Origin of the sequence: Flavobacterium sp. CSZ (assembly GCF_015350725.1) — a bacterium.
Classification (GTDB): domain Bacteria; phylum Bacteroidota; class Bacteroidia; order Flavobacteriales; family Flavobacteriaceae; genus Flavobacterium.
This window is the reverse complement of sequence record NZ_JADKPQ010000015.1, coordinates 152119-166156: the sequence shown is the minus strand read 5'-3', so window position 1 is coordinate 166156 and position 14038 is coordinate 152119. Positions and strand designations below refer to the sequence as shown.

The window sequence follows — 14038 nt, the reverse complement described above, 5'->3', positions numbered from 1 at the left end:
TTTTTTATGCTTTCTAGGAATTTTCCTTAACCAGATATACTTTTCGCAATAATCATATCCAATAAACACCCATTTTTAAAGACTTCTTTGCTTTAACGGGTATTTAATGACTTGTTTTTAATAAGCCCGTTTTGGGTTGGATTACCACAAGAACACTAAGACACGAAGCTTGTTTTCGAGATTTATTAGTTCTCATCAAGATACTAAGCTCGAATTCCTTTTTTTTAATCGTGCAATCCCGATCGCTCGGAAGCAAAGGTGCCAAGTTTTTCCTTTTGGAGCATTTTTATCATCCTTTAAACCACATGCTCTTATGAAAACTATTGCCCTAGCCCCGATAGTAGTGGAAATCCTTTTGTGTCCGCCGCGGCGGACACAAAAGATCGGAACGGATAGCGGGAAATAGCTCCTAAACCAAAATCAAATTACAAATCCGAAACTCCAAATTCCAAAATTGCTTGTTCTTATATAGAATGAAATAAAAAACCCATCAACTAAAGTGACGGGTTATGAATTTTATGAATTACTAATCAAAACGAATGGCTTTGACTGGTGAGATTTTCGTTATTATATAGGACGGAATTAATAGGACAACAAAACAAACTGTAATGGTAAGTAAATTTAGCAAGGCGATATATCCCCAGTTTAGATAGACCGGTGCCTGGTTGACGTAGTAGTTTTCAGGATTTAACTGAACCACTCCAAATTGCTGCTGAATCAACAATATTGCGATGCCAATTAGGTTACCCCAAAACAATCCTCGTATAATAAGATAGAATGCGTTATATAAAAATATTTTGCGAACTGTCCAGTTGTTTGCGCCCATTGCCTTTAGGATTCCGATCATTTGGGTGCGCTCTAATATAAGCACTAATAATGCGACAACCATATTTATAGTAGCTACTAAGATCATAACCCCGAGAATAACGACGATATTGAAATCGAACAATTGTAGCCAATCAAAAATATAGCTGTATTTTTCGATGATGGTTTTTGTGTCTAAATTCGATGATGTTTGATCGTATACCTGAATTCCTGTTGTTTTGATATTATCGAAGTCTTTGATAAATACTTCAAAAGCTCCCACCTGATCCGGAGTCCATTTATTGATTCGCTGAATATGACGAATATCTCCTATTATATAGGTGGCATCGAATTGCTGAAATCCCGAATTGAAAATACCCGCAATTTTGAATCGACGGCTGTTTGGCATTTTGCCCTGTTCTTCTTTAATAAAGAAAGTATTGAAATTATCTCCTACTTTTAAATTAAGACGATCTGCGAGAAGTCTGGAAATTAAAACTTCTTCGTTTAGAGTTTTAGAAAAATCAGGCACTTTACCATCGACAATATATTCTTTTATATTATTCCAATCGTAATCTGCTCCTACTCCTTTGAAAACAATTCCTTCAAAAGCATTTTCGGTTCTAATAATTCCGGCTTTACTTGCGATGGCCTGAATATGGCTTACCTCCGGAACTGATTTGAAATTGGGATAAAAATCCTGTTTTTTTGAAATTGGCGTCAAAGTGACCTCAGAATTGTTATTATCAAAATTTGATATTATAATCTGGCCATTGAAAGCTGAAACTTTATCACGTATTTTTTGCTGCAACCCGATTCCGGTAGCAACTGAAACTATCATCATAATAATACCAATGGCAATGGCCGAAATGGCAATTTTTATAATTGGCGCTGATATACTGCTTTTATAGTCTTTGGCAGTAATAAGTCTTCTGGCAATGAAATATTCTAAACTCAAATTTTGGTTGTCTTTTATTAATTATCATTGGACTTTATTGATCCGAATCAAAAATACATTTTAAAAAGTAAAATTGAATGGCTTCTAAAAACAATTACAAAAGTTTTAAACCCTTATAACGGAAGTTTCTTTTTCATCTCTTCTACTATATTAAATGCCGCAGGACAAATGGCAACATTTTTCAAGGTAAGATCCGCAATTTGATGAAACTTTTTTCGATCTGTATGCGGAAATTCTCTACAAGCCTTTGGCCGAACATCATAAATCATACAATAGTTCTCGCTATCCAGAAAAGTACAGGGAACACTTTTTAGCACATAATCTTTGTCTTCATCTACTCGAAGATATTGCTCAATGAATTGCTGTGGTTTCTGCCTGAATGATTTCGAGATTCGTTCGATATCTGCCAGAGTAAATAATGGCCCGGTTGTTTTGCAACAATTGGCGCATTGCAAACAATCTGTCTTTTTAAATTCGGCGTCATGCAAATCCTGCATTACATAATCTAAATTCTTAGGTTGTTTCTTTTTCAGCTTATCGAAATACTTTTTGTTTTCGATATGCTTATCTTTGGCTAACTTATTTAAGTTATTTAAAATTTGTTTCAAGTTTACTTTTTAAAGTTGATGTGCAAAATTAAACAACTTTAAACTTGAAACCCTAAACTTTGAACTAAAATACGATGAAAGATCTATTTGGGAAGGCGATGTTCGACTTTCAAACCAATAATTCGCCTGAAGATATCATTACAGAAACTACCATTTCTGAAGAAGACGAAATGAGTGTAGATTATTTATTCCGTTCTTATAACCAAATGCCTAAACTCGAGCAAAAAGCACTGCAATTGGCAAGTGGTAAAGTATTAGATGTTGGGTGCGGCGCAGGAAGCCATAGTTTATCCCTGCAAAATGATCGCAATTTAGACGTGACATCTATAGACATTTCAGCAAAAGCTATTGAAACTTGCAAACTTCGCGGCGTTAAGAATGCAAAAGTTCAAAATATACTAGATTTTGAAGGTGAAAAATTTGATACCATTATTTTATTGATGAATGGCGTTGGTATTTTTGGTAAACTGGAAAATTGCAATACATTTTTATCTAAGCTAAAATCACTTTTGAATCCGGGCGGACAAATTTTACTGGATAGCTCTGATATCATTTATATGTTTGATGAAGATGAAGACGGGGGAAAATGGATTTTGTCTAATAATGATTATTACGGAGAACTTGTTTTCAATATTTCGTATAAAGGAGAAAAAGAAGAACCTTTTGACTGGTTGTATTTGGATTACAACACACTTCAAAATGCAGCTGCCGCAAATGGATTAAATTGTGAGCTTATTTTAGAAGGTGAACATTATGATTATTTGGCTAAACTTTCGATTTAAAATAAAAATTAAGGATCATGGAAGCATTAGATTTAGAAAAATTAAAATATCCGATAGGAAAATTTGAGTTTCCAACGGAATTTAGCCCTGAATACATTTCCGATAAAATTCATGAGATCGAATCTTTTCCTGAGAGATTAAAAAAAGAAACGATTCATTTAACAGATGAACAATTGGATACGCCATATCGTCCCGATGGATGGACCATTCGACAGGTGATTCATCATTGTGCCGAAAGCCATATGAATTGTTACATCAGAATAAAATGGGCTTTGACAGAAAATAATCCGGTAATAAAACCATATGATGAAAATTTATGGTCGCACTTGCCCGATAATTTAAAGATGCCTATTGAACCCACATTAACACTGTTGGAAGGTTTACATTTCAGACTGGCTTTTATTATGAAGAATTTGTCTTATGAAGATCTGGAAAAATCTTTTATTCATCCTGAAAACAATTCGGAATATAAAATAAAACTATTAATAGCCACATACGCCTGGCACGGAAATCATCACTTGGCACATATTACTACTTTAAAAAAAGATAAAAACTGGAAATAAATAATTGTTTCATTTTTACACACTGTATATTATTTATCCTAAATAAAAAATCTCTTCGGTTGAAGAGATTTTTTTATGTTCTTTAAGGAATATTCAAATATTTATGCGTTTGAAGTGAAACTCTCCACTTTGGATTATTCATTACATAATCTACAATCAATGGCGTCATCTCCTCTTTTTTACTCCATTCCGGCTGAAGAAACAAAATTGCATTGTCATTTACCAGTACTGCTTGTTCTTCTGCAAAAATAAAATCGTGTTTATTGTAGATAATCACTTTTAATTCATGCGCATTATCATACACAGTCTGTGTTGGTAATTTATTTTTTTTAGGCGAAAGACAAATCCAATCCCAAGTACCTGTTAATGGATAGGCTCCTGAGGTTTCGATATGAACTTTTAAATTTCTGTTTTTTAATTCCTGAGTCAACAAACTCATATCCCAGGTCAAAGGTTCTCCACCAGTTATTACAACAGTGTCTGCATGAGTTGCGGCATTATTTACAATTAAATCAACACTAGTTGGCGGATGTAATTCTGCATTCCAGCTCTCCTTCACATCACACCAGTGACAACCAACATCACAACCTCCAATTCGTATAAAGTAAGCGGCCGTTCCTGTATGAAAACCTTCTCCCTGAATGGTATAAAACTCTTCCATCAAAGGTAACATAGCTCCTTTATTTACTTCTAATTGTATTTCTTTTGATAACATTATTTCATTTTAAAGTGCAAAGATAGTCAATTAAATACGGAACAAAAAAAACCGATAGTTCAAAGAACTACCGGTTTTATATTTCAATAAAAGATCTTATATTATTTTAAAGCTTTTACAGATTGTGCAGCGTAAGCATTTGCAGGATCTAAAACTAAAGTTTTATTGAAATATTCAATTGCTTTAGCTTTATCAGTATTTGCATAACTAGCACCAATACTATTGTAAGCTTCTACTACTTTTTTAACTGTAGCAGGTTTTGCTAATTCCTCAGGACCTTTTGCAGTTGTTTTAGTTACATACTCTTCGTAGTTTTTGATAATCAAATCATCTTTCTCAAGTAAGTTATTGATTCTTCCTTTGTATAAGTATGCTTCATCATAAGTTGGAGAAGCCTCTAAAACTCTATCAAAAGCACTTTCAGCTTTTGCTAAAGCAGCAGCATCCGGAGCACCATCTTTTTTATTTGCGTTAGCATAATAAAGTGAAATACCATAATACACATTGTCATCTAAATAATTTTTAGATTCTTTGTTATTAACTGCTAGTTCAAAAACAGTTGCAGCTTGTGCAAATTGTTTTTTACCAAACAATGCTTTCCCTAAATCAGCAAGTTCTTCAACTACCAAAGGCTCTAATTCAATTGCTTTTTTAATATCAGCAATACCAGCATCAAAAGCAGCTTGATCTACAACTCCTTCAGCATTTGTTCCTTTTTTAATTTTTGATAATCCTAAATACAAATAATCTCTACCAATTACTTTGTTTGAAGGTACTTTGATAAAATCTTCGATAGATTTAATTGCTACATCAACATTTCCGTTTTCATAAGCAGCATACCCTAAATATCTGTAGATTCTTGGGTTTACTTTATCCTCAGCAATCATTTTGTTTGCTACAGTCTCCAAAGTTTTGTAATCTTTTACTAAGATCAAGAAATCTGCGTGACGCATTTTAGAATCTAAAGAGTAATCTGTTAGACTTAAGTATTTCTCATAGTTTGTAATTGCATTTTGCATATTCACTTTAGCGGTAGATGTTTTGTTTCTTCCCCATTTGTAATATGTTTCAGCTAATTCTCTGTAAACCGGACCGTAGTTAGGGTTGATCGCAATAACTTCATTAAAAGATTTAATTGCTTCTTCGTATGATTTAGCTCCTTTTAATAAAACTCCTAATTGCATTTTTGCTCTTAAAAGAGTTGGATCAGCAGTAAATGCATCACGGTAAGCTTTGTATGCATCATTTTGATTGTTTGAACCGTAATAAGCATCACCAATTGTCAAAAGAGCGTTTGCATTTTGAGGCTCGATTAATAAAGCACGTTTCAAAACAGCAATTGCAGCTGGATAATCAGGATTATTAGAGTTAATATAAGCTCTACCGATGTAAATAAACTCTTCTACATCTTTACGTTTCATATCTTTTGTCGCTAAACCAAAGTTAGCCTGAGCAGCAGCAGCATTCTTATCATCAAGATCTATCTGACCTAATCCGATATAATTTAAATTTTTCTTATCAGATGCCTGTAATCCGTTTGCGTAATAAATTTTCGCTGAATCAACAATACTTTGATTTAAATATATATTACCTAAAACAAAATTAGCTTCTCCGTCAGAAGGTTTTGCCTTGATGATTGTTTTAAGCAAAGACTTTGCTTTTTGAAATTGCTCAGCATCGATTGCCTTTTTAGCTTCTTTGATGTCTTGCGCTTTTGCAACAGTAGCTGAAGCAACTAAGGCAAGACTAAAAATTTTAAATTTATTCATCTTTAATTGTAATTAATTTATTCTTTATCTTTAATAATTTGACTTCTAATCTTAAGATTTCTTCCCGGAGTTCTCACAGGCAATAATCCTGATTTTAAAACAATACGTTGTCCGATATCTCCTGAAATGAATGAAGCAAACCCCATTCCTAAACCAGTATAACCCTGACAATTTATAATAAACAAATCACGTGCCAAAGGATATTTCTTTTCACCAAGATCATTTTGGGTAGGACTATAATATCCGTCACCATTCAGACCTTTTACACTCATCACATTGATCTTTTTAACGATGTCTAGCATATTTGGAGATGGCTGATACAACCAATTTACTCCAACTACTCCAATCATACCATCATTCTCAGACACGAATTTAATAACTTCGTCGTTAGTTTTAAAAGAAAAAACGTTTTTTGATGGAATATCTTTCACCTTTGCCAATTCTTTCATGTATCGAACCGTACTTGAATTTGGATTATCAAAAACAAGTCCTTTAATTCCAGAATCTGATTTACCCTGCAAAAAATCAATCACAGTTTTCAACGCAATTAATGTATCATTATTGCTTTTATTAGTAACAAAAGCAATTGCATCTGATGCAAAAGGCGTTACTCTAGGATTAATCTTGCTTTTTTCAAATCTTGTTTTCTCTTCCTGAGTCAAATCTCTGGTGGTAACAACAACTTTTGCTTTTTGATTTAGCAAATCATTTATAAGCTCAGCTTCAGATTTAGGCTTTAGTGAAATCTTAGCATCATAGTAAGTACCTTCAAAAACAGCCACCATATCTTCTACAATAGGTTTTATTGTTTCATCGACAGTAATATCTATTGATCCTTTTAAAATTGTTTCATTCTCAGCTTCATTTTTACTTTTTTGGTTACACATGGCAAACAAAAAAACAAAAACTACCAAACCTACAATTTTACCATATTTGAACATAATTATTCTGCGTTTGAATTGATTAATCTTAAAAAACGAATTCCTGAATATACAATCAATAATCCGCCAAAAGCATATCTGTATTTAGGTTCCATATCCAAAGGAAGTTTCTTCCAGAACATAATCATTAAACCCAGTACAAGATATATTAAAAAAAACATTATTCCTAAAACAAGAAGAAATCGCTCTTTGAGCGATTTCTTCTGAATATTATTAAGCTTATCCTTTAACATTATTCTGCAGATTGAATAGTAATAGGAAGCGAGTAAAGTACCCTAACTTTTTTACCATTTTGTTCGCCGGGAGTCCATTTTGGACATTTTTTAAGAACACGAATTGCTTCTGCCCCTGTACCGTAACCGATATCCCTTAAAACTTTAATGTCGGTTAATGAACCGTCTTTTTCAACTACAAAAGTAACATAAACTTTACCTTTTAAACCTTCTTCTTCCGGAGTCTTGTAATTATTACCTACGAATTTGTAGAACTTCTCAATTCCTCCAGGGAAATCTGGTTTTACTTCGATACCTGCAGTATTATAAACATTGTTATCTTCCTGAATGATCTCAGTAACTGGCCCTTTACCAACTGGCTCATCAACAGTTAAAACTGCATCCGGATCTCCTTTGATAGTTTCGTTACCTACTTTTTTATCTTTAAGATCCACAATTTTTGGTGGGTCTTCAGTAATTTCATTTGCTTTAGCAACTACCGGTTTCACAAACTTAACCTGATCCACTTTTGGTGGTGGTGGTGGTGGTGGTGGTTGATTTGGCTTAATTTCCTCTTTTTTAGGAGGTAATTTTACTGTCGCGATTTTAATATCGTTGTTCACCACTTCTTCTTCAGAATCTGGCAAAAAGCTTGCAATAAGAGGAGCTGCAACAGCAACGCTAAAGATAAGCGAACCAATGATAAGAGCTTTTACAGTAGTCTTACCGTTAGATTTTCTTAACTCATATGCACCATATATCTTATTACGCCCTTCGAATACGATATCAAGCCACTGATTTTTAATTATATCTAATTTCATATTTCTTGATTATTAAGGATTAAAACAAGATTGCTCTTATTTTTTATCTATCAATTTCGTTTCTTCTGGACTAAACTCAGGAACAATTGCGTAAGTCTCTACACCTGAGATAGCCATTTCATCCAAAATATCAACCAAATTACGGTAATTTGATTTTTTAGTTGGCTTGATAATAACTATAATTCCATTTTTAGGTTTCCCTAAAGCTGTAGAATAAGCTAAAACTGCTTTTTTCTGAGTTAATAATTCTTTACGAATTCCGTCTTTACCATAGGCAATATCCTTTGGACCTACTTTAGGAGTTGCAAGCAATCCCATATAATAAACCATTTTATTATCGGCACCAAGCATTACAGTCATCGTACGATTTTCATCTACTTTTGTATCCTCCGTTTTCTTAGTAGGATCTGGATCTTTATCTGGCAGAGACAAATCCATCGCTTGAGGTTTTGACAACGATGTGGTTAACATAAAGAACGTGATCAATAAGAATGCCAAATCCACCATTGCCGTTAAATCGACCTTAGAATTCTGCTTTTTACTTCTTACTTTACCACCTTTTCCGCCACCACCGTCGCCGGTATTTAATTCAGCCATTTTAGTGTATATTTTTTAATTAAAAGTCTCTTCCTCTCGTACCTGTAACTAAGTTAAAGGAATTGATTTTCTGATCTTGTAGAATATCCATTATCTTTTTGATTTGTGGATATTGTTCTTTAGCATCACCTTTTATTGCAATTTTCAATTCTTTATCATCAAGATCAATCGAAGCTCTTCTTGAAACCAAAAGCCAGTCTTTTAATTGATTATCTAATGAATCTATTGGAATTCCAGGTTGATTTGCTTTTGTTCTGTCAGCCGCTTTCATATCGATGATTTGCTTCAAATTTGTCAATGGCACACCAAAGTCATCCATTAAAGCAAATTTAGTTTTATCGTCTTCTGAAAAAGTTACACCGTATTTTGATCCCATTCCTTCAAGAGTTCTTTTACGAATCTCTCTACCTTTAAGGTCAAAAAACACTTTGCTTTTTCCATCTGCACCTTTCCCTATTGTAATGATAGCTAAATCTGAATCAGGTAATTTAGTCTGAGCAACAGAAGAAGGCATATCTACAGGAAGTGCTTCTGGCACTTTAGCAGTAGCGGTCAAAATAAAGAACGTAAGCAAAAGGAACGCAACATCACACATGGCAGTCATATCTGTCGATGTTGACTTTTTTTTCATTTTTATTTTAGCCATTATCTTTTATTTTATTTTGATATAATTAATTGTAATTAATACTAATCAAAAATTAATTATTGTTTCAAACTTCCTCTGAATCTTCTGTAAGTATTTACAATTGTAGTACCAGCCTCATCGATAGAGTAAGTTAAATCATCAATTTTAGCAGTAAAGAAGTTATAAGAAACGATCGCTAAGATTGAAGTAGAGATACCTGTTGCAGTGTTGATAAGTGCTTCAGAGATACCTGTTGCAAGAGCAGCCTGGTCTGGAGTTCCAGCAGAAGCTAAAGCACCAAACGCTTTAATCATACCTGATACAGTTCCTAATAATCCTCCTAAAGTTCCTAATGATACTAAAGTAGAGATAATAGTCATATTTTTTTCTAACATTGGCATTTCTAATGAAGTTGCCTCTTCGATTTCTTTGTGGATTACTTCTGCAGCCTCTTCACTGTTGAAACCTTCTTTTTTAACATCTTGGTATTTTACCAAAGCCGATTTAATTGCATTTGCAACTGAACCTTGTTGTTTGTCACATGAAGCGATTGCAGCCTCGATGTTTCCTTCTTTAATGTTTCCTTGTACATTTTTCATAAATGTATCTAAATTAGCTTTACCAGCAGCTTTACCAATAACGATAAATCTTTCAATAGAAAACACAACAACCATTAAAAACATACCTAATAATACCGGTACGATAAAACCTCCTTTATATACTTGACCTAATGTATTGATCGGGTGACCTGTTTCTGGATTACCTCCTTCGAAGTTAGCAGCATCTCCCATGATAACTTTCCAAATAAACACCCCAACTAAAATACACGCTACAATAATGATTCCTGTAATCATTCCTCCTCCATTTGAAGTGCTTTCTTTTTTAACTTTAACGTTTGCCATTTTTTTTAATTTTAATAGTTTTAAATAATTTTTATTTTTTAGTTATATTTAACTTGTAGAGGAGCAAATTTATACGTTTAGTTTAAATAAAAAAACTTTTTTTAATTTAATTGAATGAAATTTAACGTCAATTTAAAAAATATCTCATTAAATTGCCGCCGTCATTTTTTTGATAAAACAAAAAACAGGGCTATTAATGGGAAAATTACAACGTTTTAGTAAATATTCAAACATTCCGTTGATATCTTCTTAAAAAGTTGCGAAATTATTTTTTATATAATTTTCAACCCTTAAAAGCTTTTTCTTACTAAAAAAAACGAATGCAAAATGTTAAAAAACCAAGCAATACTCTTATAATCATCTAAATTACAAATAAAACATGAATAAAAAAGACAATTTCATTCAAGATATAAACAATGGTTATTCCTCTAAAGGCGATAGTATAACTCTGGGCGGAGCCATTCTTGACGGAGAACCGCTTGCTGAAGCTCATGTCAAAATCCCGCTAAAAACTTTAAATCGTCACGGACTTATAGCCGGCGCAACCGGAACCGGAAAAACAAAGACTATTCAGGTTTTTTCTGAGCAATTGTCAAATGCCGGAATTCCTGTTTTAATGATGGATATAAAAGGGGATTTTAGCGGAATTGCAGAAGAAGGAAAGGAAGAAGGTTTTATTACAGAGCGACATGCTAAAATAAATATCCCTTATAATGTTGCTTCTTTTCCGGTTGAATTAATGTCTTTATCCAAACAAAACGGAGTTCGTTTAAGGGCTACAGTTTCCGAATTTGGCCCTGTTTTATTTTCCCGAATTTTAGATCTTAACGATACTCAGGCGGGCGTTGTTGCGGTTATTTTTAAATATTGCGATGACAACAACATGCCGTTGCTGGACTTAAAAGACATCAAAAAAGTAATCAATTATATTACCGAAGAAGGCAAAGACGAAATCTCTGCCAATTATGGCAAAATTTCGACGGCAACAACAGGAACTATTTTAAGAAAAATAATAGAATTAGAACAACAGGGAGGCGATATCTTTTTTGGGGAACTATCTTTTGAAATTGATGATTTAATGCGAATTGATGAAAACGGAAAAGGATACGTAAACATCATTCGATTGACTGATATTCAAGACAAACCAAAACTGTTTTCGACTTTTATGTTGAGTTTATTGGCCGAGATTTACCAGCAAATGCCGGAGAAGGGAGATGTTTCGCAGCCAGAATTGGTTATATTTATTGATGAAGCGCATTTGATATTTAATGAGGCCAGTAAAGTTTTATTAGAACAAATTGAAACGATTGTAAAACTGATACGCTCTAAAGGTGTTGGTATTTATTTTGTTACTCAAAACCCCATGGATGTTCCTAGCGGTGTTTTGGCACAATTAGGTTTAAAAATCCAACATGCTTTAAGAGCTTTTACTGCAAACGATCGTCAGGCAATTAAAAAAACAGCAGACAATTACCCTACTTCACAATATTATAAAACAGATGAATTGCTAACGAGCTTAGGAATTGGAGAGGCTCTGGTTACAGCACTTAACGAAAAAGGAATTCCAACCCCGCTTGTTGCTACTATGATGCGCGCACCAATGAGCCGAATGGACGTTCTGACTTCTGATGAAATCGAAGTCATTAACAGCAAATCAAAGCTAGTAAAAAAATATGCCGAAGAAGTTGACCGCGAAAGTGCCTATGAAATACTAAACAAAAAAATTGCCGATGCAGCTCAGGCCAGAGCACAACAAGAACAACAATCGCCAACAAAATCATCAAAAGCTGAACCAAGCACCACAAGTGTAGTGACAAAATCAGTTTTAAAAGTGGTAACGAGCGCTACTTTTATCAGAGGTGTTTTTGGAGTTTTATCAAAAATGTTTAAAAAGTAAATTCAATTACGATATCAAAACTCAATTAGAATAGCAAAAATCAATAGCAATTACAATATTAAAAATCAATTTAAAATTTGAGATTGATATTGTAATTGATTTTTGATATTACTTCTGCAGTAACTCTAAAATCTTATTGTCTATTTCGGGCGTGTTCCAGATATTTTCAATATTATCCAGTTTTAGGATTTCTTCCATAATTGCGTTTTGAAAATCCCCAATGGCCAAAGCTTCGGCATATGGGCGATCACTAAAAGTTACGCGGCTGTAAAGCGGAATCCATTTATCAGGATGTTTATCAGAAAATGCTTTTTCTATTTTCTTTTGTAATAAGAATTTTTCATCAGCTGTTTTGGTACTCATTTCCATGAAATTTCGATAAGATAGCTCTGCAATGGCATCAGCGTTTGGCTTACGTGAAATTTGATATTCAGAGAAAATCTTCTTCCAGTTGTCTTCGTACTTTTCGATCATTTCGTTTAGAACCGTAATATCTTCAAAACCGGCATTCATTCCTTGTCCGTAAAACGGAACAATCGCATGACAGGCATCGCCAATTAAGGCAATTTTATCTTCATATGTCCAGGGAAAACATTTCATAGTTACCAAAGTACTGGTTGGATTTTTAAAGAAATCTTCTGCCAGTTTCGGAATCACTTCAATCGAATCTGGGAAGTTTTTCTCAAAGAAATCCTCGACCATTTTACGATCTGTGAGCGATGCAAAAGAATTTTCACCTTCAAACGGCATGAATAACGTACAGGTAAAACTTCCGTCAAGATTAGGAAGCGCAATCAGCATATATTCACCACGAGGCCAAATATGAAAAGAGTTTTTATCCAGTTTATGCGTCGCATCGGCATTTGCCGGAATATTCAATTCCTTGTATCCCATATTCAAAAATTCCTGCGAATAATTAAACATGCTCTGGCGTTGCATTCTATGACGAATTCTTGAAAAAGCACCATCGGCACCAAAAACCATATCGTATTTTTTCTCCTCCCACTCGCCTCTTTCGGTTTCCCCAATATGCAAAGTCGCATCACTTAGCGTTACATCCCAGATTTTCTGCTCAAACAAAAATTCGGCTCCTGCTTGTTCAGCAAGATCAATCATTTTCCGGTTTAAAGCTCCTCTGGAAATTGAATAAATCGACTCGCCTTCCTGGCCGTAGTTCTGAAAATTGAGTTTATCAACCAAATGAATCGCACGTTTGTCCATCGGAATCGCGATTTCACGAACCGAATCGCCAACACCAACGCCATCAAGAGCTTTCCAGCCACGGTTAGACATAGCAAGATTTATAGAACGACCCGAAAAATTAATTTTGCGAATATCAGGACTGCGATCATAAACATGAACGGTGTGACCTGCTTTTTTGAGATAAATTGCCAATAGTGATCCTACCAATCCAGAACCTACAACAGCAATTTTTAGTGGAGTTTGCATCAAGAAAAATCTAAATATAAGATCGTAAAAATAAGTAATAAATACACAAAAAGCTTTAAAATAAACCAAATATTTAGACTTATTCGTTATAATTATTCTAGGTATGACCTGCCGAAAAAAAGCGGGTCGGGCTATCCGCTATATTCCCAATTAACAAAACTACCGCTAAAAAGCCTTGTTTTTCTAAATCGGGAGATACCGCTCCTATCCTCATGCAGCATTAGTTTTCATAACAAATTTGCGTTTTTATAGATTTATTAGAAATCCGAAAAAGCCTACTTTCGCTTGATGAGAAAAAAATTAAGCCCACAGATTTGACGGGTTGAACGGATTTTCGCAGTTTTTTTATTAAAACCTAAAGCACATCACTAAAAAAAATTCCGTGTCCATCTGTT

At 34.0% G+C, this 14038-nt stretch carries 14 protein-coding genes; 3 read left to right on the top strand and 11 right to left on the bottom strand.

Annotated elements, in window-relative coordinates; translation table 11 throughout:
* Positions 1 to 526: 526 nt before the first annotated feature.
* Together IRZ78_RS17750 and IRZ78_RS17745 are read right to left on the bottom strand one after the other, a co-directional pair.
* Positions 527 to 1762 (bottom strand): FtsX-like permease family protein, encoded by a 1236-nt coding sequence (locus IRZ78_RS17750; protein WP_194617809.1) that lies wholly within the window; start codon positions 1760 to 1762, stop codon positions 527 to 529.
* Between the two features lie 113 nt (positions 1763 to 1875).
* On the bottom strand, positions 1876 to 2370 hold the full coding sequence (locus IRZ78_RS17745) for a YkgJ family cysteine cluster protein (RefSeq protein ID WP_194617808.1): 495 nt from the start codon (positions 2368 to 2370) through the stop codon (positions 1876 to 1878).
* A gap of 74 nt (positions 2371 to 2444) precedes the next feature.
* Here IRZ78_RS17745 and IRZ78_RS17740 point away from each other — a divergent pair, with 74 nt between their 5' ends.
* Both IRZ78_RS17740 and IRZ78_RS17735 read left to right on the top strand, forming a co-directional pair.
* A complete protein-coding gene (locus IRZ78_RS17740) occupies positions 2445 to 3152 on the top strand; it encodes a class I SAM-dependent methyltransferase (protein ID WP_194617807.1) in 708 nt (235 codons plus the stop codon).
* Positions 3153 to 3169: 17 nt separating this feature from the next.
* Positions 3170 to 3715 (top strand): YfiT family bacillithiol transferase, encoded by a 546-nt coding sequence (locus IRZ78_RS17735; RefSeq protein ID WP_194617806.1) that lies wholly within the window; start codon positions 3170 to 3172, stop codon positions 3713 to 3715.
* Between the two features lie 82 nt (positions 3716 to 3797).
* Here IRZ78_RS17735 and IRZ78_RS17730 read toward each other — a convergent pair whose 3' ends face one another.
* The 8 genes from IRZ78_RS17730 to IRZ78_RS17695 all read right to left on the bottom strand — a co-directional run bounded on the left by IRZ78_RS17730 (position 3798) and on the right by IRZ78_RS17695 (position 10297).
* A complete protein-coding gene (locus IRZ78_RS17730; protein WP_194617805.1) occupies positions 3798 to 4430 on the bottom strand; it encodes a 7-carboxy-7-deazaguanine synthase QueE in 633 nt (210 codons plus the stop codon).
* Between the two features lie 101 nt (positions 4431 to 4531).
* Complete coding sequence (locus IRZ78_RS17725; RefSeq protein ID WP_194617804.1) at positions 4532 to 6199, bottom strand: tetratricopeptide repeat protein; 1668 nt, start codon at positions 6197 to 6199, stop codon at positions 4532 to 4534.
* A gap of 17 nt (positions 6200 to 6216) precedes the next feature.
* Positions 6217 to 7140 carry a substrate-binding domain-containing protein gene (locus IRZ78_RS17720; protein WP_194617803.1) on the bottom strand — a complete coding sequence of 308 codons (924 nt, stop codon included), beginning with the start codon at positions 7138 to 7140 and terminating at the stop codon, positions 6217 to 6219.
* Positions 7141 to 7142: 2 nt separating this feature from the next.
* Positions 7143 to 7373 (bottom strand): hypothetical protein, encoded by a 231-nt coding sequence (locus IRZ78_RS17715; protein WP_194617802.1) that lies wholly within the window; start codon positions 7371 to 7373, stop codon positions 7143 to 7145.
* Positions 7373 to 8173 carry an energy transducer TonB gene (locus IRZ78_RS17710; RefSeq protein ID WP_194617801.1) on the bottom strand — a complete coding sequence of 267 codons (801 nt, stop codon included), beginning with the start codon at positions 8171 to 8173 and terminating at the stop codon, positions 7373 to 7375. The genes IRZ78_RS17715 and IRZ78_RS17710 overlap by 1 nt, the downstream gene beginning before the upstream one ends.
* Positions 8174 to 8209: 36 nt before the next feature.
* On the bottom strand, positions 8210 to 8770 hold the full coding sequence (locus IRZ78_RS17705) for a biopolymer transporter ExbD (RefSeq protein ID WP_194617800.1): 561 nt from the start codon (positions 8768 to 8770) through the stop codon (positions 8210 to 8212).
* A gap of 19 nt (positions 8771 to 8789) precedes the next feature.
* Complete coding sequence (locus IRZ78_RS17700) at positions 8790 to 9416, bottom strand: biopolymer transporter ExbD (protein WP_194617799.1); 627 nt, start codon at positions 9414 to 9416, stop codon at positions 8790 to 8792.
* Between the two features lie 56 nt (positions 9417 to 9472).
* On the bottom strand, positions 9473 to 10297 hold the full coding sequence (locus IRZ78_RS17695) for a MotA/TolQ/ExbB proton channel family protein (RefSeq protein ID WP_065448545.1): 825 nt from the start codon (positions 10295 to 10297) through the stop codon (positions 9473 to 9475).
* Between the two features lie 379 nt (positions 10298 to 10676).
* Here IRZ78_RS17695 and IRZ78_RS17690 point away from each other — a divergent pair, with 379 nt between their 5' ends.
* Positions 10677 to 12194 carry a helicase HerA-like domain-containing protein gene (locus tag IRZ78_RS17690; protein ID WP_194617798.1) on the top strand — a complete coding sequence of 506 codons (1518 nt, stop codon included), beginning with the start codon at positions 10677 to 10679 and terminating at the stop codon, positions 12192 to 12194.
* 108 nt (positions 12195 to 12302) lie between these two features.
* Here the strand turns inward: IRZ78_RS17690 and IRZ78_RS17685 are convergent, their stop codons facing one another.
* A complete protein-coding gene (locus IRZ78_RS17685) occupies positions 12303 to 13643 on the bottom strand; it encodes an NAD(P)/FAD-dependent oxidoreductase (protein WP_194617797.1) in 1341 nt (446 codons plus the stop codon).
* Between the last annotated feature and the right edge of the window lie 395 nt (positions 13644 to 14038).